Genomic DNA, 22,546 nt, shown 5'->3' with positions numbered 1-22,546 from the left:
GAAATTACTTTGCTTTAACAGCAGTTTTAACTTTGATCAATGCTTTTCTTGCACCAGGTACATTACCTTTGATCAATAGTAGGTTGCGTTCAACATCAACTTTAACGATAGCCAAGTTTTGAACAGTAATTTGTTCCCCACCCATACGTCCTGGTAATAATTTACCTTTGAATACGCGGTTTGGAGCTACAGGACCCATTGAACCTGGGCGACGGTGGTAACGAGAACCATGTGTCATCGGTCCGCGAGATTGTCCGTGACGTTTGATAGCGCCTTGGAATCCTTTACCTTTTGAAATTCCTGATACATCTACTAAATCGCCTTCTGCGAAAATACTAACATTGACTTCTTGACCGATCTCATATTCAGTAAGATCCGTTCCGCGGAATTCGCGAATGAAGCGCTTAGGAGTAGTATTTGCTTTTTCAACATGTCCCTTTTCAGGTTTGTTAGAAAGCTTTTCACGTTTGTTTTCAAAACCAACTTGAACTGCTTCATAGCCATCAGTTTCAACAGTTTTCTTTTGAAGAACCACGTTATTAGCAGCTTCGATAACTGTTACCGGGATAAGTTCGCCGTTTTCAGCAAAAACTTGAGTCATACCGATTTTTCTTCCTAAGATTCCTTTGGTCATAAGTCACACCTCCTAGAGTAATTGTTCATATTTATATGAATTATAATTTGATTTCAATGTCAACGCCTGATGGTAAATCTAAACGCATCAATGAATCAACTGTTTGTGGAGTTGGATTAACGATATCGATTAGACGTTTATGCGTACGCATTTCGAATTGTTCACGAGAGTCTTTGTATTTATGAACCGCACGTAGGATCGTGTAAACCGATCTTTCAGTAGGCAATGGAATCGGACCAGATACAGCCGCACCAGAACGTTTTGCAGTTTCAACAATTTTCTCAGCAGATTGATCAAGAATTCTGTGATCATATGCTTTTAAACGGATACGAATTTTTTGTTTTGCCATAATTTTCCCTCCTTTTCGCCTATTTTAAAATAGACCTTCTCAATGGAAATTTCCCACACACTCGCCATGGCAAAGCGGCCGGGTGTGTCAGCAACCTTCCATATCATCGCAGTCAAAGACCAACATTGTCTATTATACATAAAGCACAAGTAGAATGCAAGTTAAACTTAAATTTTTCTTGTGCAACACACTTTTATTATTATACATACTATCTCAAGTATTTACAAGTACATTCTACACGGTCTTTCATATCCATTTTCTTCATTTGATAAATCAACAACATTCTCTTTGGAATACATCCATTTTTCAATGGATATGGATATTATAGAAGTAAACATGAAAAGTCCTCTAAATAGAAAAAAAGCAGATGGCGTCCCATCTGCTTTTCCCGGAAGGCGTCCCTTCCAATATTCATTTAAGAATTAATTACTCAGTGATTGTAGCAACGACGCCAGCGCCTACAGTACGTCCACCCTCACGGATAGAGAATTTAGTACCTTCTTCGATAGCGATTGGAGCGATAAGTTCTACAGTCATTTCGATGTTGTCTCCAGGCATAACCATTTCTACGCCTTCTGGAAGGTTACAAATACCAGTTACGTCAGTTGTACGGAAGTAGAACTGAGGACGGTAGTTTGTAAAGAATGGAGTGTGACGTCCACCTTCTTCTTTAGATAGAACATAAACTTCAGCTTTGAACTTTGTGTGTGGAGTGATTGTACCTGGTTTAGCAAGTACTTGTCCACGTTGGATATCTTCACGGGATACACCACGAAGAAGTGCACCGATGTTGTCACCAGCTTCAGCATAGTCAAGAAGTTTACGGAACATTTCAACACCTGTTACAGTTGTTGGTTTAGACTCTTCGTTGAAACCGATGATGTCAACAACGTCACCGACTTTAACTTGTCCACGCTCAACACGGCCAGTAGCAACTGTACCACGACCAGTGATAGAGAATACATCCTCAACTGGCATCATGAATGGTTTGTCAGTGTCACGAGTTGGTTCTGGGATATACTCGTCAACAGCTGTCATTAATTCATGAATTTTTTCTTCCCAAGCAGCTTCTCCTTGAAGAGCTTTTAGTGCAGATCCTTTGATAACTGGAATGTCATCGCCAGGGAATTCATATTCAGAAAGAAGGTCACGAATTTCCATTTCTACTAATTCAAGAAGTTCTTCGTCATCAACCATGTCGCATTTGTTCATGAATACTACTAGGAATGGTACACCTACTTGACGAGAAAGAAGGATGTGCTCACGAGTTTGTGGCATTGGGCCATCAGCAGCAGATACTACTAGGATTCCGCCGTCCATTTGTGCAGCACCAGTGATCATGTTTTTAACATAGTCAGCATGTCCTGGGCAGTCAACGTGTGCATAGTGACGAGTAGCTGTTTCGTACTCAACGTGTGCAGTAGAGATTGTGATACCACGTTCTCTTTCTTCTGGAGCACCATCGATTTGGTCATAAGCGCGAGCTTCTGCTCCACCAGTTTTAGCAAGTACAGTTGTGATTGCAGCTGTTAGAGTTGTTTTACCATGGTCGACGTGACCAATTGTTCCAACGTTAACGTGCGGTTTTGAACGATCAAATTTAGCTTTTCCCATTAGGAATTCCTCCTTAAAATTATAAATAAAAGATTAAGTATATAGGGCTGTGAAAGAAGACTAATTCTTCCATCACAGCTTACATAAGATAGTTATACTTTAATAAGAGGTGAAAATCAATTATTCACCTTTATTTTTTTTGATGATCTCTTCAGAAATGCTCTTAGGTACTTCTTCATAATGGTCGAAGTGCATAGAGAATGTTCCGCGTCCTTGTGTGTTAGAACGTAGAGATGTAGCATATCCGAACATTTCAGATAGTGGAACCATCGCTTTAACCATTTGCGTGTTACCGCGAGCTTCCATACCCTCTACGCGACCACGACGAGATGTGATATCTCCCATGATGTCGCCTAGATAATCTTCAGGAATAACTACTTCCACTTTCATGATTGGTTCAAGGATAACCGGTTTACACTTAGAAGCAGCATTTTTAAGTGCCATTGAAGCAGCAATTTTAAATGCCATTTCGTTGGAGTCAACGTCATGGTAAGAACCGTCAAATAATTTTGCTTTGATGTCGACTAGCGGGTAACCAGCAAGTACACCACGGTCAAGTGAATCAACTAATCCAGCTTGTACAGCAGGGATATATTCACGTGGTACTACACCACCGACGATAGCATTTTCAAATTCGAATCCTTTACCTTCTTCGTTTGGACCAAATTCAATCCATACGTGTCCAAATTGTCCACGACCACCTGATTGGCGAACGAATTTACCTTCAACCTTAGCTGAACCACGGAAAGTTTCACGGTATGCTACTTGAGGAGCACCAACGTTTGCTTCCACTTTGAATTCGCGACGCATACGGTCAACAAGGATGTCCAAGTGAAGTTCACCCATACCAGCGATGATCGTTTGACCAGTTTCTTGGTCAGTATGCGCACGGAATGTTGGATCTTCATCTTGTAGCTTTTGTAAAGCTTGAGACATTTTGTCTTGGTCTGCTTTTGATTTCGGTTCAACTGAAAGTGAAATAACCGGCTCTGGGAATACCATTGATTCAAGAATTACTTGGTTCTTGTCATCACATAGTGTATCTCCAGTTGTAGTATCTTTCAATCCAACAGCAGCAGCGATATCCCCTGCGTATACAGTTGATATTTCTTCACGGCTGTTTGCGTGCATTTGAAGGATACGTCCAATACGTTCACGTTTACCTTTAGTTGAGTTGATTACATATGATCCTGATTCTAATGTACCTGAGTACACACGGAAGAATGTAAGTTTACCAACGTAAGGATCAGTCATAACTTTAAACGCTAAAGCTGAGAACGGTTCAGAATCATCTGAATGACGTTCTACTTCTTCTTCTGAATCCGGCAGAATACCTTTAATAGCTGGTACGTCCAATGGAGATGGAAGGAAGTCGATAACGTTATCAAGCATTAATTGAACACCTTTGTTTTTGAAAGCTGATCCACAGATAACTGGGAAGAATTCAACATTAACGGTTGCTGTACGAATAGCAGCTTTTAATTCAGCAACGCTGATTTCTTCGCCGCCAAGGTATTTTTCCATTAAGTCTTCATTAACTTCTGCAACTGCTTCAACTAGCTTTTCACGGTATTCTTCAGCTAATTCGCGATGTTCTTCAGGAATTTCACCAACAGAGATATCAGTTCCTAGGTCATTACCATAGAAATGAGCTTTCATTTCAATAAGGTCAATGATTGCAGAGAATTGATCTTCAGCGCCGATTGGTAACTGAACCGGGTGTGCATTAGCTTGTAGACGGTCGATGATAGTTCCAACTGAGTAAAGGAAGTCTGCACCGATTTTGTCCATTTTATTTACGAATACGACACGTGGTACACCGTAAGTTGTAGCTTGGCGCCAAACTGTTTCAGTTTGAGGCTCAACACCTGATTGGGCATCAAGTACAGCTACAGCTCCATCAAGTACACGCAAAGAACGTTCAACTTCAACTGTGAAGTCTACGTGTCCCGGTGTATCGATGATGTTTACACGGTGACCTTTCCACTGTGCAGTTGTTGCAGCGGATGTGATCGTGATTCCGCGTTCTTGTTCCTGTTCCATCCAGTCCATTTGTGAAGCACCTTCGTGTGTTTCACCAATTTTATGGATTTTACCAGTGTAATATAGAACACGTTCTGTTGTTGTCGTTTTACCAGCATCGATGTGAGCCATGATACCGATATTACGAGTGTTTGCTAAGGAGAACTCTCTTGCCATTTGTCTTTCTCCTTCCTTCTATAAGGATTTTATAGTAATTAATCTTACCAGCGATAATGAGCGAATGCTTTGTTAGCTTCAGCCATTTTGTGTGTATCTTCACGTTTCTTAACTGCTGCTCCAGTATTGTTAGCAGCATCCATGATTTCATAAGCTAAACGCTCTTCCATCGTTTTTTCTCCACGAAGGCGAGAGTATTTTACTAACCAACGAAGTCCTAGAGTCGATTTACGGTCTGGACGCACCTCAACTGGTACTTGATAGTTAGCTCCACCCACACGGCGTGCTTTTACTTCTAATACAGGCATGATGTTTTTAAGTGCTTGATCAAAAACTTCGATCGACTCATTGCCAGTACGTTCTTTGATTAAATCAAATGCAGAGTAAAGAATTTTTTGTGATTTACCTCTTTGTCCATCAACCATTAATTTGTTGATTAAGCGAGTCACAAGTTTTGAATTATAAATTGGATCTGGTAATACGTCTCTTTTCGTTACAGGTCCTTTACGAGGCATTATATTTCCTCCTTTCAAGAAAGTTTAATTTTTGTTTGAGATTATTTTTTTGCTGCTTTCGGACGCTTAGTACCGTATTTAGAACGGCCTTGCATACGATTGTTAACTCCAGCAGTATCAAGAGCACCACGTACGATGTGATAACGTACTCCTGGTAAATCTTTTACACGACCGCCACGGATAAGAACCACGCTGTGTTCTTGTAGGTTGTGACCGATACCTGGGATATAAGCTGTTACCTCGATACCGTTTGTTAAACGTACACGCGCATATTTACGTAACGCGGAGTTTGGTTTTTTCGGTGTCATAGTACCCACACGAGTGCAAACACCACGTTTTTGCGGAGATGATACGTTAGTTTGTGCTTTTTTAAAGCTGTTGTAGCCTTTGTTAAGTGCTGGAGATTTTGATTTAACCTCTTTAGACTCGCGTCCTTTACGCACTAATTGATTAATAGTAGGCATTACATTTTTCCTCCCTTCACGTTTTCATTTCTAGTACCACACATCCAGGTGGTTCATAAATGGGTAAAAACAAAGTCTTTGCAAATATTATTGCAAAAACATTTTTACTTTTTAATGGCAACAGTTGCTGCTCCGACATCAATACCACATGCTTTGCCAAGCATTCTCATCGAATCAACATATGTGATAGGAACATCCAATTCTTTAGCGGTCTCAACGACACGCCCAGTCAAGTATATATCTGCATCATCAGCGATGATAACTTCTTGAATTAAATTGTTTTTAAGAGCTCTAACTGCTTGTTTCGTCCCTATAATCACTGACTTTGCCTGTATTACTTTTTCATAAGACATGGTCCATATCCTCCAAAGTTACAGGGTAACATAGGAGCACCTTTGCTATAGTATCATTATAAGTCGGATACTGTCAACTTCTTTCATAAAAAATATTTCAAGCAAAAGGTTTTCCTTACATAATTCTATTAAGATTATCAATTTGCCTAGAGGTAATATATCCATTCCTCATACTTCTTTTCAGGCTTCCTTGAGTAATAAGAGAGACCAGCACAATAAATTCTGACCCTTCAGCTCCACTCGAATACAGGAGTGCGGTTTTCAGTTTTAATTGAGCTGGTCCTTTTTCCTTTAATCCACTGTTACTGTATCGGCACTTTCGTCACCAACAACGACAGGGTTTGCTTTTCTGTATCTAAGCATTCCTGTTCCTGCAGGGACAAGTTTACCGATGATGACATTTTCTTTAAGTCCAAGCAATTCATCACGTTTTCCTTTTATTGCTGCATCAGTCAAGACTCTAGTCGTTTCTTGGAATGACGCGGCGGACAAGAAGGAATCCGTTTCTAGGGATGCTTTCGTGATACCCAGTAATACAGGGCGTCCTGTAGCAGGTAACTTGTTAGTCAGCAATGCATCTGTGTTTGCAGTAGTGAATTGGTTAACATCCAATAATGTTCCTGGAAGAACTTCAGTTTCACCTGCGTCAAGCACACGGACTTTACGCATCATTTGTCTAACCATTACCTCGATGTGTTTATCACCGATTTCAACCCCTTGCATCCGGTATACTTTTTGAACTTCATGAAGCAGGTATTCCTGAACAGTAAGTACATCTGTAACCTTCAGCAATTCTTTCGGATCGATAGAACCCTCTGTTAACTCTTCACCACGACGGACAGGCGTATCAACAGTTACTCTTAAACGCGCTGTGTACGGCGCAGTATATGTGCGTGATTCAACTGCTCCTTGAACAACGATTTCCTGTTGTTTATCCCGAATTTCATTAATCGAAACAATCGTTCCTTCGATTTCGGAAATGACAGCTTGACCTTTAGGGTTTCTCGCTTCAAATATCTCTTGGATACGAGGAAGACCTTGAGTGATATCGTCCCCAGCAACCCCACCAGTATGGAATGTACGCATCGTTAACTGTGTACCAGGTTCACCGATTGATTGAGCGGCGATAATACCGACTGCTTCGCCCACTTCAACTTCTTGACCGGTAGCCAAGTTGCGTCCATAACATTTTTTACATACACCATGGCTGGTGTTACATGTAAAGGCAGAACGAATCCAAGCTGTTTCAATTCCAAGTGAATCAATATAATCAGCAAGATCTTCAGTGATAAGATCATTTTCAGCCACGATCACTTCATTTGTTTCTGGATGTTTAATCGCTTTTCTTGCATAACGGCCTACTAGGCGCTCTTCAAGATGCTCGATTATTTCAGTACCCTCTCTCAAGGCTGAAATTTTCAAGCCGCGGTCCGTTCCACAATCGTCATCACGGATGATGACATCTTGGGCAACGTCAACAAGTCGACGGGTAAGGTAACCTGAATCGGCTGTTTTAAGTGCTGTATCGGCAAGACCTTTACGCGCACCATGTGTAGAGATGAAGTACTCCAACACTGTTAAACCTTCACGGAAACTTGACTTGATCGGTAATTCAATGATACGTCCAGCCGGGTTGGCCATCAAACCTCGCATACCAGCAAGCTGCGTAAAGTTGGAAGCATTACCACGGGCACCGGAGTCACTCATCATGAAGATCGGGTTGCGTCGGTCCAGTGAGTCCATAAGTTTGGACTGGATGGTATCCTTGGCAGCACTCCAAATTGAGATAACGCGATCATAACGCTCATCCTCTGTAATCAGACCACGTCTGAACTGTTTCAAGACGTTATCCACTTTGGTTTGAGCCTCAGTGATGATCTCTTGTTTTTCTTTTAAAACGACAATATCAGCCACACCAACGGTAATACCAGCTTTTGTCGAATATTTGAATCCAAGATCTTTCATCCGGTCAAGCATTTTGGATGTTTCGGTAATTTTAAAACGTTTAAAGACTTCCGCAATGATATTCCCAAGAATTTGTTTCTTGAATGGATCAATAGCCGGTTGGGCCTTAATCATTTCAGGGATATTAGCGCCTTTTTCCACAAAATATTTCTCTGGAGTTTTCGTTTCCAAATTATATCGTGTTGGTTCGTTAATATACGGGAATGATTTTGGTAAAATTTCATTGAAGATCAATTTACCGACAGTCGTAATTAGAAGTTGGCTGTTTTGCGCTTCAGTGAAAGTTTCATTATTTAGTGATGATGCATGTACGCCACAACGGGAATGCAGGTGTACATATCCATTTTGGTATGCAAGTAATGCTTCACTTGTATCTTTAAAGATCATACCCTCTCCGATAGCGCCTTCTCTTTCCAATGTTAAGTAATAGTTACCTAATACCATATCTTGAGAAGGTGTTACGACAGGTTTACCATCTTTAGGGTTCAAAATGTTCTGTGCTGCAAGCATAAGCATGCGTGCTTCGGCTTGGGCTTCAGAAGATAGAGGAACGTGGACCGCCATTTGGTCACCGTCAAAGTCAGCGTTGTAAGCTGTACATACGAGCGGATGCAAACGAATTGCGCGACCTTCAACCAACGTTGGTTCAAACGCTTGGATACCAAGTCTGTGAAGAGTCGGTGCACGGTTCAATAGTACTGGATGTTCTCTAATGACTTCTTCTAGTACATCCCATATTTCAGGAGATAAACGTTCAATTTTGCGCTTGGCAGATTTGATGTTATGCGCTAGACCTCTTTGAACAAGCTCCTTCATAACGAATGGTTTGAATAATTCAATCGCCATTTCTTTCGGAAGACCACATTGGTACATCTTTAAGTTTGGTCCAACTACGATAACGGAACGGCCAGAATAATCAACACGTTTACCAAGAAGGTTTTGACGGAAACGACCTTGTTTACCTTTTAACATGTGAGATAAAGATTTCAACGGACGGTTACCAGGTCCAGTTACCGGACGGCCGCGACGGCCATTATCGATAAGAGCATCGACAGCTTCTTGTAGCATACGCTTCTCATTTTGAACGATAATGCTTGGTGCTCCAAGGTCCAGTAATCTTTTCAACCGATTATTACGGTTGATAACACGGCGATATAAATCATTTAGATCAGATGTGGCAAAACGTCCACCATCAAGTTGAACCATCGGGCGAAGTTCCGGTGGAATGACCGGAAGCACGTCCAGGATCATCCATGAAGGCTCATTTCCGGAGTTACGGAATGCTTCAAGCACTTCCAAGCGTTTGATTGCACGGGTCCTGCGTTGTCCTTGAGCTGTTTTAAGCTCCTCTTTCAACGACTCTACTTCCTTTTCCGTATCAATATCTTGTAAAAGTTTTTTAATAGCTTCCGCACCCATGGCAGCTTGGAACTTCTTACCGTATTTCTCACGGTATGTACGATATTCCTTTTCAGAAAGAAGTTGTTTCTTTTCTAAAGTTGTATCGCCCGTTTCAGTTACTACGTAAGATGCGAAGTATATAACTTCTTCCAATGCACGTGGAGACATGTCAAGAACAAGACCCATACGGCTAGGGATTCCTTTAAAATACCATATGTGTGAAACTGGAGCTGCCAGCTCAATATGACCCATACGCTCACGACGTACCTTAGCACGAGTGACTTCGACGCCACAACGGTCACAGACTACGCCTTTATAACGAACACGTTTATATTTTCCGCAATGACATTCCCAGTCCTTTTGAGGTCCAAAAATTCTCTCACAGAATAAACCGTCTTTTTCTGGCTTTAACGTACGATAGTTGATTGTTTCTGGTTTTTTAACTTCTCCATGGGACCAAGAACGAATCTTGTCTGGTGAAGCAAGACCAATTTTCATATACTCAAAATTATTAACGTCTAACAAGGGGCCTACCTCCCTTTTAATCTCCAGGTTTAACCCTCGATTGCCGTCAAGTATCAGGCAATCTTACACCGGATGATGGTTGATTGAATCAATAAGGCTCTAACAAGGCAGCATGATCTTCAAAGAAACATCTTGCTGCCAGTCAGAGCGGGTGATATATAACTAGAAATGTTTATATTTATTCTTTGACAGGTGCCCCTACTTCGGAAGCAACCATATCTTTAGTTTCTGAATCAAGGCTTAATTTGTCTGCTTGGTTGGCTTCTTCTTCATCTTCCAAATCACGCATTTCGATTTCACGATCTTCGGCATTAAGAATTTTAACATCCAATCCTAAACTTTGAAGCTCCTTAATCAATACTTTGAAGGACTCAGGAACGCCTGGTTCAGGGACATTTTCACCTTTGACAATCGCTTCGTACGTTTTAACACGACCTACGACATCATCTGATTTAACGGTTAGGATTTCTTGTAATGTATAAGCAGCACCATAAGCTTCAAGTGCCCATACTTCCATCTCACCGAAACGCTGTCCACCAAATTGCGCTTTACCACCAAGTGGTTGCTGCGTAACAAGGGAGTAAGGTCCAGTTGAACGTGCGTGAAGTTTATCATCGACCATATGTGCCAGTTTGATCATATACATGACACCAACGGATACACGGTTATCGAAAGCTTCACCTGAACGGCCATCATAAAGAACAGTTTTTGCATCACGGGACATCCCGGCTTCTTCAATCGTACCCCAAACGTCTTCCTCAGTAGCACCATCGAATACAGGAGATGCTACATGAATGCCAAGTGCGCGTGCAGCCATACCTAAGTGAAGCTCCAACACTTGACCGATGTTCATACGTGAAGGTACACCCAATGGGTTTAACATGATGTCGACTGGAGTGCCATCTGGTAAATAAGGCATATCTTCTTCAGGAAGGATCCTGGAGATTACCCCTTTGTTACCATGTCGTCCAGCCATTTTATCGCCTTCATGGATTTTACGTTTTTGTACGATATAAACACGTGCGAGCTGGTTTACACCAGGAGGTAGTTCATCGCCGTCTTCTCTGTTAAATACTTTAACATCAAGAACGATTCCACCGCCGCCGTGAGGTACACGAAGTGATGTATCCCTTACTTCACGAGCTTTTTCACCGAAGATTGCATGTAATAGACGTTCTTCAGCAGTCAGTTCCGTTACACCTTTAGGCGTGACTTTACCAACTAGAAGGTCTCCGTCTTTTACTTCAGCCCCCACACGGATTATTCCGCGCTCATCAAGATTACGAAGCGCATCTTCCCCTACATTAGGGATATCACGGGTGATTTCTTCAGGTCCTAATTTCGTATCGCGTGATTCAGACTCATATTCTTCAATATGAATAGAAGTGTACACATCATCTTTAACCAATCGCTCACTCATGATGATGGCATCTTCATAGTTATACCCATCCCATGTCATGAAGGCAACCAATACGTTACGTCCAAGTGCTAACTCACCTTTTTCCATTGAAGGACCATCAGCAAGAATCTCACCTTTTACGACGTTGTCGCCAACACTGACGATAGGGCGTTGATTATAGCACGTTCCTTGGTTAGAACGAATGAATTTTAATAGACGGTATTTATCAAGGTTTCCTTTTACTTGCTGTCCGTCAACTTCACTTACCCTGCGAACCCATACTTCACGTGATTCAACGTGCTCTACGATACCAGGGTGTTTACAGATGACAGCAGCACCGGAGTCTTTCGCTGAAACATATTCCATACCCGTTCCGACTCGAGGGGCTTCCGGTTGTAGCAAAGGCACTGCTTGACGTTGCATGTTCGCTCCCATAAGGGCACGGTTGGAGTCATCATTCTCCAAGAAAGGAATACATGCTGTCGCAGCAGATACAACCTGTTTAGGAGATACATCCATGTAATCTACGCGGTCACGCGGAACAACGGTATTTTCACCGCGGAAACGTGCAACAACATCATTATCAAGGAATGAGCCGTCATCTGATAGACGTACATTCGCTTGGGCAACTACATAGTTATCTTCCTCATCAGCTGTTAAGTAATCGATTTGGCTTGTAATTCTACCAGTTTCAGGATTCACACGGCGATATGGTGTTTCAATGAAACCATATGGGTTTACCTTTGCAAAACTGGACAATGAGTTAATCAAACCAATATTCGGGCCCTCAGGCGTTTCAATCGGACACATACGGCCATAGTGGGAATAATGAACGTCACGTACTTCAAAGCCAGCACGCTCACGTGTCAGACCACCAGGCCCCAATGCAGATAGACGACGTTTATGCGTCAATTCTGCAAGCGGATTCGTTTGATCCATGAATTGGGAAAGCTGTGAGCTTCCAAAGAACTCTTTAATAGACGCAATGACTGGGCGAATGTTAATTAGTTGCTGCGGAGTGATTGTATTCGTATCTTGAATAGACATTCTTTCACGAACGACACGCTCCATACGGGATAAACCAATTCTAAATTGGTTTTGCAGCAATTCACCAACGGAACGCAGACGACGGTTACCTAAATGGTCAATGTCATCTGTGATTCCCACACCATGCAATAAGTTAAAGAAATAACTAATGGAAGAAATGATATCAGCCGGTGTAATGTTTTTGACCTGGTCGGTCACATATGCATTCCCGATGATATTGATCACTTTTTCGCCTTCAGCATCGTTTGGTGCAAAGACTTTAATAGGTTGAAGAAGAGTTTCTTCCTCTACTACGCCACCTGATGGATGGAAAGTTTTGAATCCGATTCCAGCTTCGATATGAGGCAGAATCCTATCAAGAGTCCGACGATCAAGCATTGTACCTTTTTCAACGATGATTTCCCCTGTTTCAGGATCAATCAAAGTCTCTGCAATACGTTGTCCGAATAAACGGTTCTTGATATGCAGTTTTTTGTTTATTTTATAACGACCTACGTTAGCTAAATCATAACGTTTCGGATCGAAAAAGCGGGATACTAAAAGACTTTTCGCGTTATCGACAGTAGGTGGTTCACCTGGGCGTAGACGCTCATAGATTTCTAGCAATGCTTTTTCTACACTCTCGGTGTTATCCTTTTCAAGAGTGTTGCGAAGGTATTCGTTGTCACCGATCAAATCAATGATTTCTTGATCAGTTCCGAATCCAAGGGCACGCATCAATACCGTTATCGGTAATTTCCTGGTGCGATCGATTCGAACATACACAACATCCTTGGCATCTGTTTCATATTCGAGCCATGCGCCACGGTTAGGAATGACGGTCGCAGAGAACCCAAGCTTACCGTTTTTATCCATTTTCCCATTGTAGTAAACACTCGGTGAGCGCACTAATTGGGATACAATTACCCGTTCAGCACCATTGATGACAAATGTACCTGTTTCAGTCATCAGCGGGAAGTCGCCCATAAATACATCCTGGTCTTTCACTTCCCCTGTTTCTTTGTTAACAAGGCGCACTTTCACACGAAGTGGTGCAGAATACGTAACATCGCGTTCTTTTGTTTCTCCCACAGAATACTTCGGCTCAGCTAAGCTGTAATCGATGAATTCTAACGATAAATTACCTGTAAAATCCTCAATAGGAGAAATATCCTGGAACATTTCCTTTAAACCTACATCTAGAAACCATTGATAAGAAGCTGTTTGAATTTCAATCAGATTCGGAAGATCCAAAACCTCACTGATTCTTGCATAACTTCTACGTTGGCGGTGTCGTCCATACTGAACAAGTTGACCTGTCAACTGATTCACCCCTTAAATCAAGCGTTATAAGGATCCATTTGCCCCGGAAAAGGAATCATTTCCATAGACAAAAAGAAAATGGTTTTTATTTTAAAAACCACTATTTCTCATAAAACGAACTATTATTTATATATTTTTCCCATATTATCCATTGGTTATACACCAATGGTATAAAAATTGCATAGTTACGGAATTATATATATGCATTTTATAATACTAACATAGCGAAAATTTAGAGTCAAACCTTTTTGGATAATAGTATATAGTAACCTTTTTTCTTAACGGGCACTTCAATATTGCCAAATAATTGCTCCATTTTATCCATTGCGGATGGAGCCCCTTGTTTTTTTTGAATGACAACCCATAATTCTCCACCAGCTACCAAACTGCGATAGCTTTCTTCTAAAATTTCGTGGACTACACTTTTGCCTGCGCGAATGGGAGGGTTCGTAAGAATTGCCGCGAATTGATTGGAGCCAACTTTGTCAAAACGATCACTTTCGTAAATCTTCACATTTGCGATCCCATTAGTAGCTGCATTCTCTTTTGACAACTCAACTGCCCGGCTATTTATATCAATCATTTCTATCGCTCTATCGGGATAAGCTGCCGCAATCGATATTCCGATTGGTCCATAACCGCAACCAACATCAAGAATATCTCCTTCCACAGCTTCATTAAGGTTAAAACTCTCAACCAAAAGACGCGATCCGAAATCAACTTCCTTTTTCGAAAAAACACCATTATCACTTTTGAAGCGAAAGGTACGTCCCTTTAATGTAAAATCCCAAAACTTCGGATTGCTTACGACATCCGGTTTATGTGAGTAGTAATGCTCTGTCAGAGTCATCTCCCCCTATCAGAAAGGAATATTGAAGATTTAATGAGAGAAGAGATTTGAAGAATGGATGCTTGCATGCCGGAATGTTTGAATAACGAAAACCTCTTAATTAATCAAACCATTAACGGCGTATTTCCGTCATTTCATTAAAATGAAGAAAAAAAGCCCGCCAGTGATAGCGAGCTTTTTGTTTATGCAAGATTACTTAACTTCAACGCCAGCTCCAACTTCTTCAAGTTTAGCTTTAACTTCTTCAGCTTCTTCTTTAGTAGCGCCTTCTTTGATTGCTTTTGGAGTGTTGTCAACAAGTTCTTTTGCTTCTTTAAGTCCAAGACCTGTAACTTCACGTACAGCTTTGATAACTTTGATTTTTTGATCTCCAGCAGATGTAAGGATAACATCAAACTCAGTTTGTTCTTCAGCAGCAGCGCCACCAGCAGCAGCTACAGCTACAGGTGCAGCAGCAGTTACGCCAAATTCTTCTTCGATTGCTTTTACAAGGTCGTTTAATTCTAAAACAGTCATGTTTTTAACTGCTTCTAAGATTTGATCTTTAGTCATTTTTATTTCCTCCTCGAAATGGTTGGTTTTTTTTTTGAATCAATAGGCAAAATAAGCGGTTAGCTTACGCGCCTTGTTCTTCTTTTTGATCTGCAACTGCTTTTGTAGCAATAGCAAGTCCGCGCATAGGTGCTTGTAGCACGCTGAGTAGCATTGAAAGTAGGCCTTCGCGTGAAGGTAGTTCTGCAAGAGCTTTAATTTCTTCAGCAGTTGCAACATTTCCTTCGATAACTCCAGCTTTGATTTCTAAAGCTTCATGTTTTTTCGCAAAATCGTTAAGGATTTTTGCTGGCGCAATAACATCTTCAGTTGAGAATGCAATTGCGTTTGGTCCTGTTAGAGATTCGTTTAAAGTGCTAAGTTCAGCACTTTCCGCAGCACGGCGAGTTAAAGAGTTTTTGTAAACTTTAAACTCAACGCCAGCTTCACGAAGTTGCTTACGAAGTTCTGTTAATTCAGCAACAGTCAATCCACGGTAGTCAACAACTACTGTTGATTGGCTTGCAGTTAATTTACCAGTAATCTCAGCAACGATTTTTTGCTTTTGTTCAATAATTGCGTTCATCCTTACACCTCCTGTAGATTTGCTTGAAAACATTTATACCGTTTCAAAGAAAAAGCCTTCATCTCTATTGCAGACATGAAGGCAGTAATTTCAAAAGTCATAGTCAAGGACTATTATTATCGAATTACCTCGGCAGGGAATTAAGCTCGTAACGAGCACCTACTGTCTACGGTACAAATGATATTCATTTATTCACAACAAAACTTATTATAACAACAATAGTTTTGGAATGTCAATTATTATTTATTGAAAGTAGAAGGATCAACTTTCACACCAGGGCCCATTGTAGTAGTTACAGAAACGTTTTTCATGTATGTTCCTTTAGCCGCCGCAGGTTTAACTTTCATTAACGTATCATAGATAGTAGTGAAGTTTTCCACTAGTTTAGCATCTTCGAAAGATACTTTACCGATTGGAGCATGGATGTTACCTGCTTTATCTACGCGGTATTCAACTTTACCAGCTTTGATTTCATTAACAGCTTTCGTTACGTCGAATGTTACAGTGCCAGTTTTAGGGTTAGGCATTAATCCTTTAGGTCCTAATACACGGCCAAGTTTACCAACTTCACCCATCATGTCTGGAGTCGCAACGATTACGTCGAATTCGAACCATCCTTGTTGGATTTTGTTGATGAAGTCAGATTCGCCAACGTAGTCAGCACCAGCAGCTTCCGCTTCTTTTGCTTTTTCGCCTTTAGCGAATACTAATACGCGTTGAGTTTTACCAGTACCATTCGGTAGAACAACCGCTCCACGAATTTGTTGGTCAGCTTTCTTAGGGTCTACGCCTAAACGGAAAGCAACTTCAACAGTCGCATCGAATTTTGCGAAGTTAGCTTTTTTAGCAACTTCGATTGCTTCAGTTACAGCGTAAGCCTTAGAAACTTCTACAAGCTTAGCTGCTTCAAGATACTTTTTACCTTTTTTCGCCATGATATAAATCCTCCTAAATTGTGGTTTTAACGGTATAACCTCCCACGAATAAAGGTTGCGAGTATCAATCGCAACCCCGTAGAAACAAATAGCAATTACATGGATTAGTCTTCGATGACAATACCCATGCTGCGAGCAGTACCTTCAACCATACGCATTGCAGCTTCAACGCTTGCAGCGTTTAGGTCAGGCATTTTAGTTTCAGCAATCTCGCGCACTTGATCACGCTTGACTGTAGCAACTTTATTACGGTTAGGTTCACCAGAACCAGACTCGATACCAGCTACTTTCTTAAGCAATACTGCAGCCGGTGGAGTTTTTGTAATGAATGTAAATGAACGGTCTTCAAATACCGTGATTTCAACAGGAATAATTAGACCAGCTTGATCTGCTGTACGAGCGTTGAACTCCTTACAGAATCCCATGATGTTTACACCAGCTTGACCTAATGCAGGACCGACTGGCGGTGCCGGATTCGCTTTACCAGCAGGAATTTGCAATTTAACCATTTTAATTACTTTTTTAGCCACGAGACACACCTCCTTATAAGTCCGTGATGTGGTAATAGGGATATACCCTCCCACTCATCTTGAATTCTTTATATATTAATAAAGAATGCTTGTATCGTTGAGGCCTAAAAATTGAAACATACTGACCTTTGAAATTTTACCACTTTCAAATGACAATTTCAAGTTTTTTTCCGTTTATAATTTTTCCACTTGATTAAAATCAAGTTCAACCGGTGTATCACGACCGAACATATTGACTAGAACCCTTACTTTACCTTTATCTTTATCAAGTTCTTCAATAGGTCCTGCAAAGGTTGCAAATGGTCCTTCTTTAACTTGAACCGTTTCACCGATTTCAAAATCAACTTCGAATTTACTTTCATCCACGCCCATTCGTTTAAGAACGACTTCAATTTCTTCCGGCAGCAACGCAGTCGGTTTTGACCCAGCTCCAGATGAACCTACGAAGCCTGTTACGCCAGGCGTATTCCGGACAACATACCAAGAATCATCCGTCATGATGATCTCAACCAGTACATAACCTGGGAATACTTTCTTTTTGGTCACTTTCTTTTTGCCATCTTTAATTTCTGTTTCTTCTTCTTCTGGAACTACAACGCGAAAGATCTTGTCTTCCATCCCCATAGTCTCAACACGTTTTTCCAAGTTAGCCTTAACCTTATTCTCATAACCTGAATAGGTGTGAACTACATACCAATTCTTTTCCATGTGTTAGGACTTTAACGTCCTTCCCTCCCTGCAATCAATCATTTTCTTTATTAATCTTTATCTTTGAACGTTTTAGCCAAAATACCAAACCGTCGTCATCCCGACTTAACTAGAATAAATTATGATGATTCATATTACAGCAGTGCTCGATTTTGAACTTCTTCACTTCTTAAAAAAGACAAATTAAAAAACCCGTTTCCGGGCTTTTCTGCTGACACATATTATTCTATCACTATTATACCTTATTTTCGAATCTCTTATTCAATAACTAAGCGAATTAATTCGGAAATGCCCAAATCGACCACTGTAAAGAATAAAGCCATAAACAATACAGTCGTCACTACCACGATTGTATATTTGGTAAGCTCCTTGCGTTTAGGCCAGCTTACTTTTTGCATTTCGCGAGCGACTCCGCTGAAAAATTCGGTAAAACGTTTCATGAATGTATCCTCCAAGCATTAGAAGCTTCTGTCAATCTATTTATAAAACGGTTATTTCGTTTCTTTATGAATCGAGTGTGAGTTGCACGTGCTGCAAAATTTCTTGATTTCCAGGCGGTCTCCGCTTGTCGATTGTTTGCTTTCATAACTATAATTTCTTGAACCGCAATCAGTGCAGGCAAGAACTATTTTTTTTCGCATTAGATACACCTATCCTATCTACTATATCCATAAAACCTTATCACGGCTGTTTTTTATTGTCAATGTCAAAGCGGGTTTAGCCCATTATGGATACCGGAAATCAAACCATTGGTTTCTTAACATGCCATTAAAAATTTCAGTGAATAATAAACTTCCATGTGGAGAAGGGACAGATGAAATTAAGCGGAAAAAGCGGAGGGATTATAAACTGATTTCCCTTACTTCCAGATAGCGCTCGAGCTTTCTTTTCACCCGCTGAAGGGCGTTGTCGATTGACTTAACATGTCGGTTCAACTCTTCCGAAATTTCTTGGTAGGTTTGTCCATCTAGGTAAAGAGCTAACACTTTTCTCTCAAGATCACTCAGGAGCTCGGCCATCTTTAATTCGATATCGTCAAACTCTTCTTGGTTGATGATAAGCTCTTCCGGGTCCAAAACTTTCGTACCCGATATAATATCCATTAGAGTTCGGTCCGAATCCTCATCATAAATGGGCTTGTCCAGGGAAACATAGGAATTGAGCGGAATATGTTTTTGACGTGTTGCTGTTTTGATAGCTGTTATGATCTGCCTCGTAATGCACAGTTCTGCAAATGCTTTAAAGGAAGATAACTTATCCCCTTTAAAATCACGGACGGCTTTATATAAACCAATCATACCTTCTTGCACGATGTCTTCCTTATCTGCACCAATTAAGAAATAAGTCCTTGCTTTTGCTCTAACAAAATTACGATACTTTTGGATCAAATAATCCAGCGCTTCACTATCACCAGTGTGAACCAACCCTATCAATTCATCATCCTCAAACTGCAGATACTTTTCGTTCAGCTTCATTCCGAATTTGAGACCCACATTATATCCCCCTGACCTGACTCAGATAGAAATATTATACAGCAGGTAAAATTTACCCGTCAATGGTTCAAATTTTACCTCGGCGCCATTTTTCGAAAATTTCTGCCACTTCTTCACTTAAAGGAATTTTAACAGCGGGTTTTATTGTCGTTGTTTTTCTTACATCTTTCTTGATTTCCCCTTGAATTTCTTTCATTTCAATAAGCAGTTCACGAGCGGATTTCCTTAGAGCCCCTTGGCCAAAGATCACCCACTGTTCTGTAAAGTCAGAGGTTGCCACTTGGATTTGCGTTTTAACGTTATTCAGTTCAATGGCCATCTTTTCTATTCTTTCATCCGCAGTTTCATTTTCTTTTGTGAAAATTACATCAACTTTATGATTTTTGAATATACGGGCAATCCCCTGAACATATTGAGCGTCAAATACGACAATTACACGGTATCCGGTAAATGCTTGATATTCCGCCATCATTTCAATCAACCGGTCTCTTGCAGCAGCAAGATCCCGTTCTTTTAATTCTCTCAGTTCCGGCCAGGCTCCAATAATGTTATAACCGTCCACCAACAGAATGTTCATCCCATCATTGCCCTAGAGGATTTCTTTTTCTATAAACCTCATACATCAATAAACCGGCTGCTACCGATGCATTTAACGAAGTTACCTGTCCTGCCATGGGAAGACGGATGAGAAAATCACATTTATCCTTCATTAACCGGGCCATACCTTTTCCTTCGCTACCGATAACAAGTCCGATAGGCATCTTTCCGTCCATGTTACGGTAATCATCGCTGCCTTTCGCATCGGTACCCACTATCCATACCCCTCGCTCTTTCAACTCTTCCACTGCCCTTGCCAAGTTTGTCACGCGAGCAACCGGAATATATTCAATCGCACCAGTTGAAGCTTTCGCCACTGTTGCCGTCAAGCCCACCGCTCTTCTTTTTGGAATGATGATTCCATGGGCACCGACTGCATCAGCCGTCCTCATGATCGAACCTAAATTATGCGGATCTTCAACTTCATCAAGAATCATGAAAAAAGGTGCTTCGTCCCGTTCAGCCGCTTTTGCGAATAGGTCATCCAATTCCACATATTCATATGCAGCCACTTGTGCGACAACACCTTGATGGATGCCTTCTGCCATTTGGTCAATTTTTTTCTTCGGCACGATTTGCACGAATACCTTCTTTTCCTTCGCCAGACCGATAAGTGGTTGCATCGAGCCTTTTTGCGAGCCTTCGGCTATCCAAATTTTATTAATATCCCGTTCGGAGCGAAGAGCTTCCAATACGGGGTTTCTGCCAATGATATATTCTTCGCTCATGGGTTACTCCCCTTTTCTTCTTCAATGTATTCAATAGATTTTTTGATTAGTTCTTCCATTCTTTCTATTCGACCGGATAAATACAAAAATCCCATAAGTGCCTCGAAAGCGGTACTGTAGCGATACGTTTGCACATCCGTATTCTTCGGGACCGAACCGGATTTTGCATTTCGGCCGCGCCGAACCACAGCGGATTCCTCTTCCGATAACCAATCTGACTCAAGGAAAAAATGGATAATCTTATTTTGAGCTTTAGCCGCTACAAAAGATGTAGCTTTTTTGTGAAGTAGATTGGGCTTGACCGCACCATTTTGAATGAGATGATGCCGGATATACGTTTCGTATACAGCATCACCTATATAAGCTAAAGCCAAACTGTTCAGCATTTTTGCATCTACGTTACTATCGTAATGAAGCATTAATTACCCTCTTTTCCATCTTGTACCTTGAGGGGTATCCTCTAATATGATATTCATGTTTTTCAAACGATCACGAATTTCATCAGATAACCCAAAATTGCGGTCTTTCCGCGCTTGAATTCTCTGCTGGATCAAACCTTCGATTTCTTCATCCAAAAGCCCATCTTCTTCAAGTGACAAACCTAGGACAGAAAATAAGGTATTGAATTTTTCAAGGAAAGCATCAATGACTTCCTTGTCTGTGTTTTTCTCCATCAAGTAATAATTTGCCTGTTTGGAAAGTTCGAAGAGTATGGATATTGCATTAGCTGTGTTGAAATCATCGTCCATTTCCTTAATGAATTGTTCATGTAATCCATTAAGCTTCTCCAACCAAATATCATTATTCTCAGTCAATCCGTCGCTTACCTGAAGGCGATGCTTTAAGTTTTGATAAGATGTCCTTAACCGATCAAGGGACGCTTTTACATTTTCAAGCACTTCTTCACTATAATTGATGGGATGACGGTAATGTACGGATAACATAAAGAAGCGTAACACTTGTGGATCATGCTTCTGAATGATGTCATGCACAAGAACGAAATTGCCTAATGACTTAGACATTTTTTCATTCTCAATATTTATATACCCGTTATGCATCCAATAATTCGCAAAGGTCTTACCTGTCAAAGCTTCGGATTGTGCAATTTCATTTTCATGATGCGGGAAAGCTAGATCTTGACCTCCTGCATGAATATCGATTGTATCGCCCAAATACTTTTTGACCATTGCGGAGCATTCTATATGCCAGCCAGGACGCCCTTTTCCCCATGGGCTCTCCCAAGATATTTCATCATCCTTGGCCGTCTTCCAAAGGGCAAAATCAAGGGAATCTTGTTTTTTCTCACCTATTTCAATACGGGCCCCTACTCGCAGCTCATCGATGGACTGATGTGAAAGTTTTCCATACCCCTCAAACTTACGGGTACGGTAATACACATCCCCTTCAGATTCATAAGCAAATCCTTTTTCAATCAATGCCGAGATGAATTCAATGATTGCATCCATGTTCTCCATTACGGTTGGGTGAGCATCCGCTTTTTTGCAGCCCAATGCGGACACATCTTCAAAATAAGCCTTGATGAAACGCTCTGATATTGTCGGGACATCTTCGCCCAATTCTTTTGCCGCGCGAATCAGCTTATCATCCACATCCGTAAAGTTCGAAACGAATTGCACATCATATCCACGGTAGTCCAAATACCTACGAACGGTATCGAATACGATTGCCGGTCGTGCATTACCAATATGAATGTAATTATAGACAGTGGGTCCGCATACGTACATCTTCACCTTTCCCTCTTCAATCGGGACGAAGGTTTCCTTTTTTCTTGTAGCTGTGTTATATATTTTAATCGCCATA

General features: G+C 41.0%; 22 protein-coding genes and 1 other annotated feature. All 22 genes read right to left on the bottom strand.

What is annotated here, in order from left to right; all coding sequences use genetic code 11:
* Positions 1-4: 4 nt before the first annotated feature.
* A complete protein-coding gene (gene rplC, locus QUF78_RS01440) occupies positions 5-634 on the bottom strand; it encodes a 50S ribosomal protein L3 (RefSeq protein ID WP_061440382.1) in 630 nt (209 codons plus the stop codon).
* A 40-nt stretch (positions 635-674) separates the two neighbouring features.
* Positions 675-983, bottom strand: a complete 309-nt coding sequence (gene rpsJ / locus QUF78_RS01435; protein WP_019244375.1) for a 30S ribosomal protein S10 — start codon at positions 981-983, stop codon at positions 675-677.
* A 426-nt stretch (positions 984-1,409) separates the two neighbouring features.
* Positions 1,410-2,597 carry an elongation factor Tu gene (tuf, locus tag QUF78_RS01430; RefSeq protein ID WP_053349066.1) on the bottom strand — a complete coding sequence of 396 codons (1,188 nt, stop codon included), beginning with the start codon at positions 2,595-2,597 and terminating at the stop codon, positions 1,410-1,412.
* Between the two features lie 120 nt (positions 2,598-2,717).
* Positions 2,718-4,796 carry an elongation factor G gene (gene fusA, locus QUF78_RS01425; protein ID WP_289323332.1) on the bottom strand — a complete coding sequence of 693 codons (2,079 nt, stop codon included), beginning with the start codon at positions 4,794-4,796 and terminating at the stop codon, positions 2,718-2,720.
* 44 nt (positions 4,797-4,840) lie between these two features.
* Positions 4,841-5,311 carry a 30S ribosomal protein S7 gene (gene rpsG / locus QUF78_RS01420; RefSeq protein ID WP_034305035.1) on the bottom strand — a complete coding sequence of 157 codons (471 nt, stop codon included), beginning with the start codon at positions 5,309-5,311 and terminating at the stop codon, positions 4,841-4,843.
* A 41-nt stretch (positions 5,312-5,352) separates the two neighbouring features.
* Positions 5,353-5,775, bottom strand: coding sequence for a 30S ribosomal protein S12 (gene rpsL, locus QUF78_RS01415; protein ID WP_061440379.1), 423 nt, complete (start codon positions 5,773-5,775; stop codon positions 5,353-5,355).
* Between the two features lie 104 nt (positions 5,776-5,879).
* A complete protein-coding gene (locus QUF78_RS01410; protein ID WP_034305040.1) occupies positions 5,880-6,128 on the bottom strand; it encodes a 50S ribosomal protein L7ae-like protein in 249 nt (82 codons plus the stop codon).
* 291 nt (positions 6,129-6,419) lie between these two features.
* Entirely contained in the window at positions 6,420-10,019 is a 3,600-nt protein-coding gene (gene rpoC / locus QUF78_RS01405; RefSeq protein ID WP_289323331.1) for a DNA-directed RNA polymerase subunit beta', read from the bottom strand.
* Positions 10,020-10,197: 178 nt separating this feature from the next.
* Positions 10,198-13,767 (bottom strand): DNA-directed RNA polymerase subunit beta, encoded by a 3,570-nt coding sequence (gene rpoB / locus QUF78_RS01400; protein ID WP_289323330.1) that lies wholly within the window; start codon positions 13,765-13,767, stop codon positions 10,198-10,200.
* Between the two features lie 238 nt (positions 13,768-14,005).
* Positions 14,006-14,611, bottom strand: coding sequence for a class I SAM-dependent methyltransferase (locus tag QUF78_RS01395; protein ID WP_289318829.1), 606 nt, complete (start codon positions 14,609-14,611; stop codon positions 14,006-14,008).
* A 198-nt stretch (positions 14,612-14,809) separates the two neighbouring features.
* Positions 14,810-15,169, bottom strand: a complete 360-nt coding sequence (rplL, locus tag QUF78_RS01390) for a 50S ribosomal protein L7/L12 (protein ID WP_289323329.1) — start codon at positions 15,167-15,169, stop codon at positions 14,810-14,812.
* Between the two features lie 64 nt (positions 15,170-15,233).
* Positions 15,234-15,734 (bottom strand): 50S ribosomal protein L10, encoded by a 501-nt coding sequence (gene rplJ, locus QUF78_RS01385; RefSeq protein ID WP_289323328.1) that lies wholly within the window; start codon positions 15,732-15,734, stop codon positions 15,234-15,236.
* A 39-nt stretch (positions 15,735-15,773) separates the two neighbouring features.
* Positions 15,774-15,924 (bottom strand) — a sequence feature (ribosomal protein L10 leader region).
* 49 nt (positions 15,925-15,973) lie between these two features.
* Entirely contained in the window at positions 15,974-16,669 is a 696-nt protein-coding gene (gene rplA / locus QUF78_RS01380; RefSeq protein ID WP_061440375.1) for a 50S ribosomal protein L1, read from the bottom strand.
* Between the two features lie 104 nt (positions 16,670-16,773).
* A complete protein-coding gene (rplK, locus tag QUF78_RS01375) occupies positions 16,774-17,199 on the bottom strand; it encodes a 50S ribosomal protein L11 (protein ID WP_034305057.1) in 426 nt (141 codons plus the stop codon).
* A gap of 174 nt (positions 17,200-17,373) precedes the next feature.
* On the bottom strand, positions 17,374-17,907 hold the full coding sequence (gene nusG, locus QUF78_RS01370; RefSeq protein WP_289323327.1) for a transcription termination/antitermination protein NusG: 534 nt from the start codon (positions 17,905-17,907) through the stop codon (positions 17,374-17,376).
* 257 nt (positions 17,908-18,164) lie between these two features.
* Entirely contained in the window at positions 18,165-18,347 is a 183-nt protein-coding gene (gene secE, locus QUF78_RS01365; protein ID WP_214751063.1) for a preprotein translocase subunit SecE, read from the bottom strand.
* A gap of 51 nt (positions 18,348-18,398) precedes the next feature.
* The gene (gene rpmG, locus QUF78_RS01360; protein WP_289323326.1) at positions 18,399-18,548 is read right to left on the bottom strand and encodes a 50S ribosomal protein L33; all 150 of its coding nucleotides are present in this window, start codon (positions 18,546-18,548) and stop codon (positions 18,399-18,401) included.
* 201 nt (positions 18,549-18,749) lie between these two features.
* Positions 18,750-19,382 carry an RNA polymerase sporulation sigma factor SigH gene (gene sigH, locus QUF78_RS01355; RefSeq protein ID WP_289327208.1) on the bottom strand — a complete coding sequence of 211 codons (633 nt, stop codon included), beginning with the start codon at positions 19,380-19,382 and terminating at the stop codon, positions 18,750-18,752.
* Positions 19,383-19,467: 85 nt separating this feature from the next.
* Complete coding sequence (locus QUF78_RS01350) at positions 19,468-19,977, bottom strand: NYN domain-containing protein (RefSeq protein WP_289323325.1); 510 nt, start codon at positions 19,975-19,977, stop codon at positions 19,468-19,470.
* A 4-nt stretch (positions 19,978-19,981) separates the two neighbouring features.
* The gene (rlmB, locus tag QUF78_RS01345; RefSeq protein ID WP_289318639.1) at positions 19,982-20,725 is read right to left on the bottom strand and encodes a 23S rRNA (guanosine(2251)-2'-O)-methyltransferase RlmB; all 744 of its coding nucleotides are present in this window, start codon (positions 20,723-20,725) and stop codon (positions 19,982-19,984) included.
* The gene (locus tag QUF78_RS01340; protein WP_289323324.1) at positions 20,722-21,144 is read right to left on the bottom strand and encodes a Mini-ribonuclease 3; all 423 of its coding nucleotides are present in this window, start codon (positions 21,142-21,144) and stop codon (positions 20,722-20,724) included. The genes rlmB and QUF78_RS01340 overlap by 4 nt, the downstream gene beginning before the upstream one ends.
* 3 nt (positions 21,145-21,147) lie before the next feature.
* On the bottom strand, positions 21,148-22,545 hold the full coding sequence (gene cysS / locus QUF78_RS01335; RefSeq protein WP_289323323.1) for a cysteine--tRNA ligase: 1,398 nt from the start codon (positions 22,543-22,545) through the stop codon (positions 21,148-21,150).
* Position 22,546: the final 1 nt, after the last annotated feature.

It is taken from the genome of Peribacillus sp. ACCC06369, from assembly GCF_030348945.1.
In the GTDB taxonomy this organism is placed as follows: domain Bacteria; phylum Bacillota; class Bacilli; order Bacillales; family DSM-1321; genus Peribacillus.
This window is presented reverse-complemented; position numbering and strand designations above follow the sequence as displayed.

Coding starts and splice junctions, on each gene's coding strand:
- rplC (WP_061440382.1), bottom strand. CDS start 634: ATGACCAAAGGAATCTTAGGAAGAAAAATCGGTATGACTCAAGTTTTT.
- rpsJ (WP_019244375.1), bottom strand. CDS start 983: ATGGCAAAACAAAAAATTCGTATCCGTTTAAAAGCATATGATCACAGA.
- tuf (WP_053349066.1), bottom strand. CDS start 2,597: ATGGGAAAAGCTAAATTTGATCGTTCAAAACCGCACGTTAACGTTGGA.
- fusA (WP_289323332.1), bottom strand. CDS start 4,796: ATGGCAAGAGAGTTCTCCTTAGCAAACACTCGTAATATCGGTATCATG.
- rpsG (WP_034305035.1), bottom strand. CDS start 5,311: ATGCCTCGTAAAGGACCTGTAACGAAAAGAGACGTATTACCAGATCCA.
- rpsL (WP_061440379.1), bottom strand. CDS start 5,775: ATGCCTACTATTAATCAATTAGTGCGTAAAGGACGCGAGTCTAAAGAG.
- QUF78_RS01410 (WP_034305040.1), bottom strand. CDS start 6,128: ATGTCTTATGAAAAAGTAATACAGGCAAAGTCAGTGATTATAGGGACG.
- rplL (WP_289323329.1), bottom strand. CDS start 15,169: ATGACTAAAGATCAAATCTTAGAAGCAGTTAAAAACATGACTGTTTTA.
- rplJ (WP_289323328.1), bottom strand. CDS start 15,734: ATGAACGCAATTATTGAACAAAAGCAAAAAATCGTTGCTGAGATTACT.
- rplA (WP_061440375.1), bottom strand. CDS start 16,669: ATGGCGAAAAAAGGTAAAAAGTATCTTGAAGCAGCTAAGCTTGTAGAA.
- nusG (WP_289323327.1), bottom strand. CDS start 17,907: ATGGAAAAGAATTGGTATGTAGTTCACACCTATTCAGGTTATGAGAAT.
- secE (WP_214751063.1), bottom strand. CDS start 18,347: ATGAAACGTTTTACCGAATTTTTCAGCGGAGTCGCTCGCGAAATGCAA.
- rpmG (WP_289323326.1), bottom strand. CDS start 18,548: ATGCGAAAAAAAATAGTTCTTGCCTGCACTGATTGCGGTTCAAGAAAT.
- sigH (WP_289327208.1), bottom strand. CDS start 19,382: ATGAAGCTGAACGAAAAGTATCTGCAGTTTGAGGATGATGAATTGATA.
- QUF78_RS01350 (WP_289323325.1), bottom strand. CDS start 19,977: ATGAACATTCTGTTGGTGGACGGTTATAACATTATTGGAGCCTGGCCG.
- rlmB (WP_289318639.1), bottom strand. CDS start 20,725: ATGAGCGAAGAATATATCATTGGCAGAAACCCCGTATTGGAAGCTCTT.
- QUF78_RS01340 (WP_289323324.1), bottom strand. CDS start 21,144: ATGCTTCATTACGATAGTAACGTAGATGCAAAAATGCTGAACAGTTTG.
- cysS (WP_289323323.1), bottom strand. CDS start 22,545: ATGGCGATTAAAATATATAACACAGCTACAAGAAAAAAGGAAACCTTC.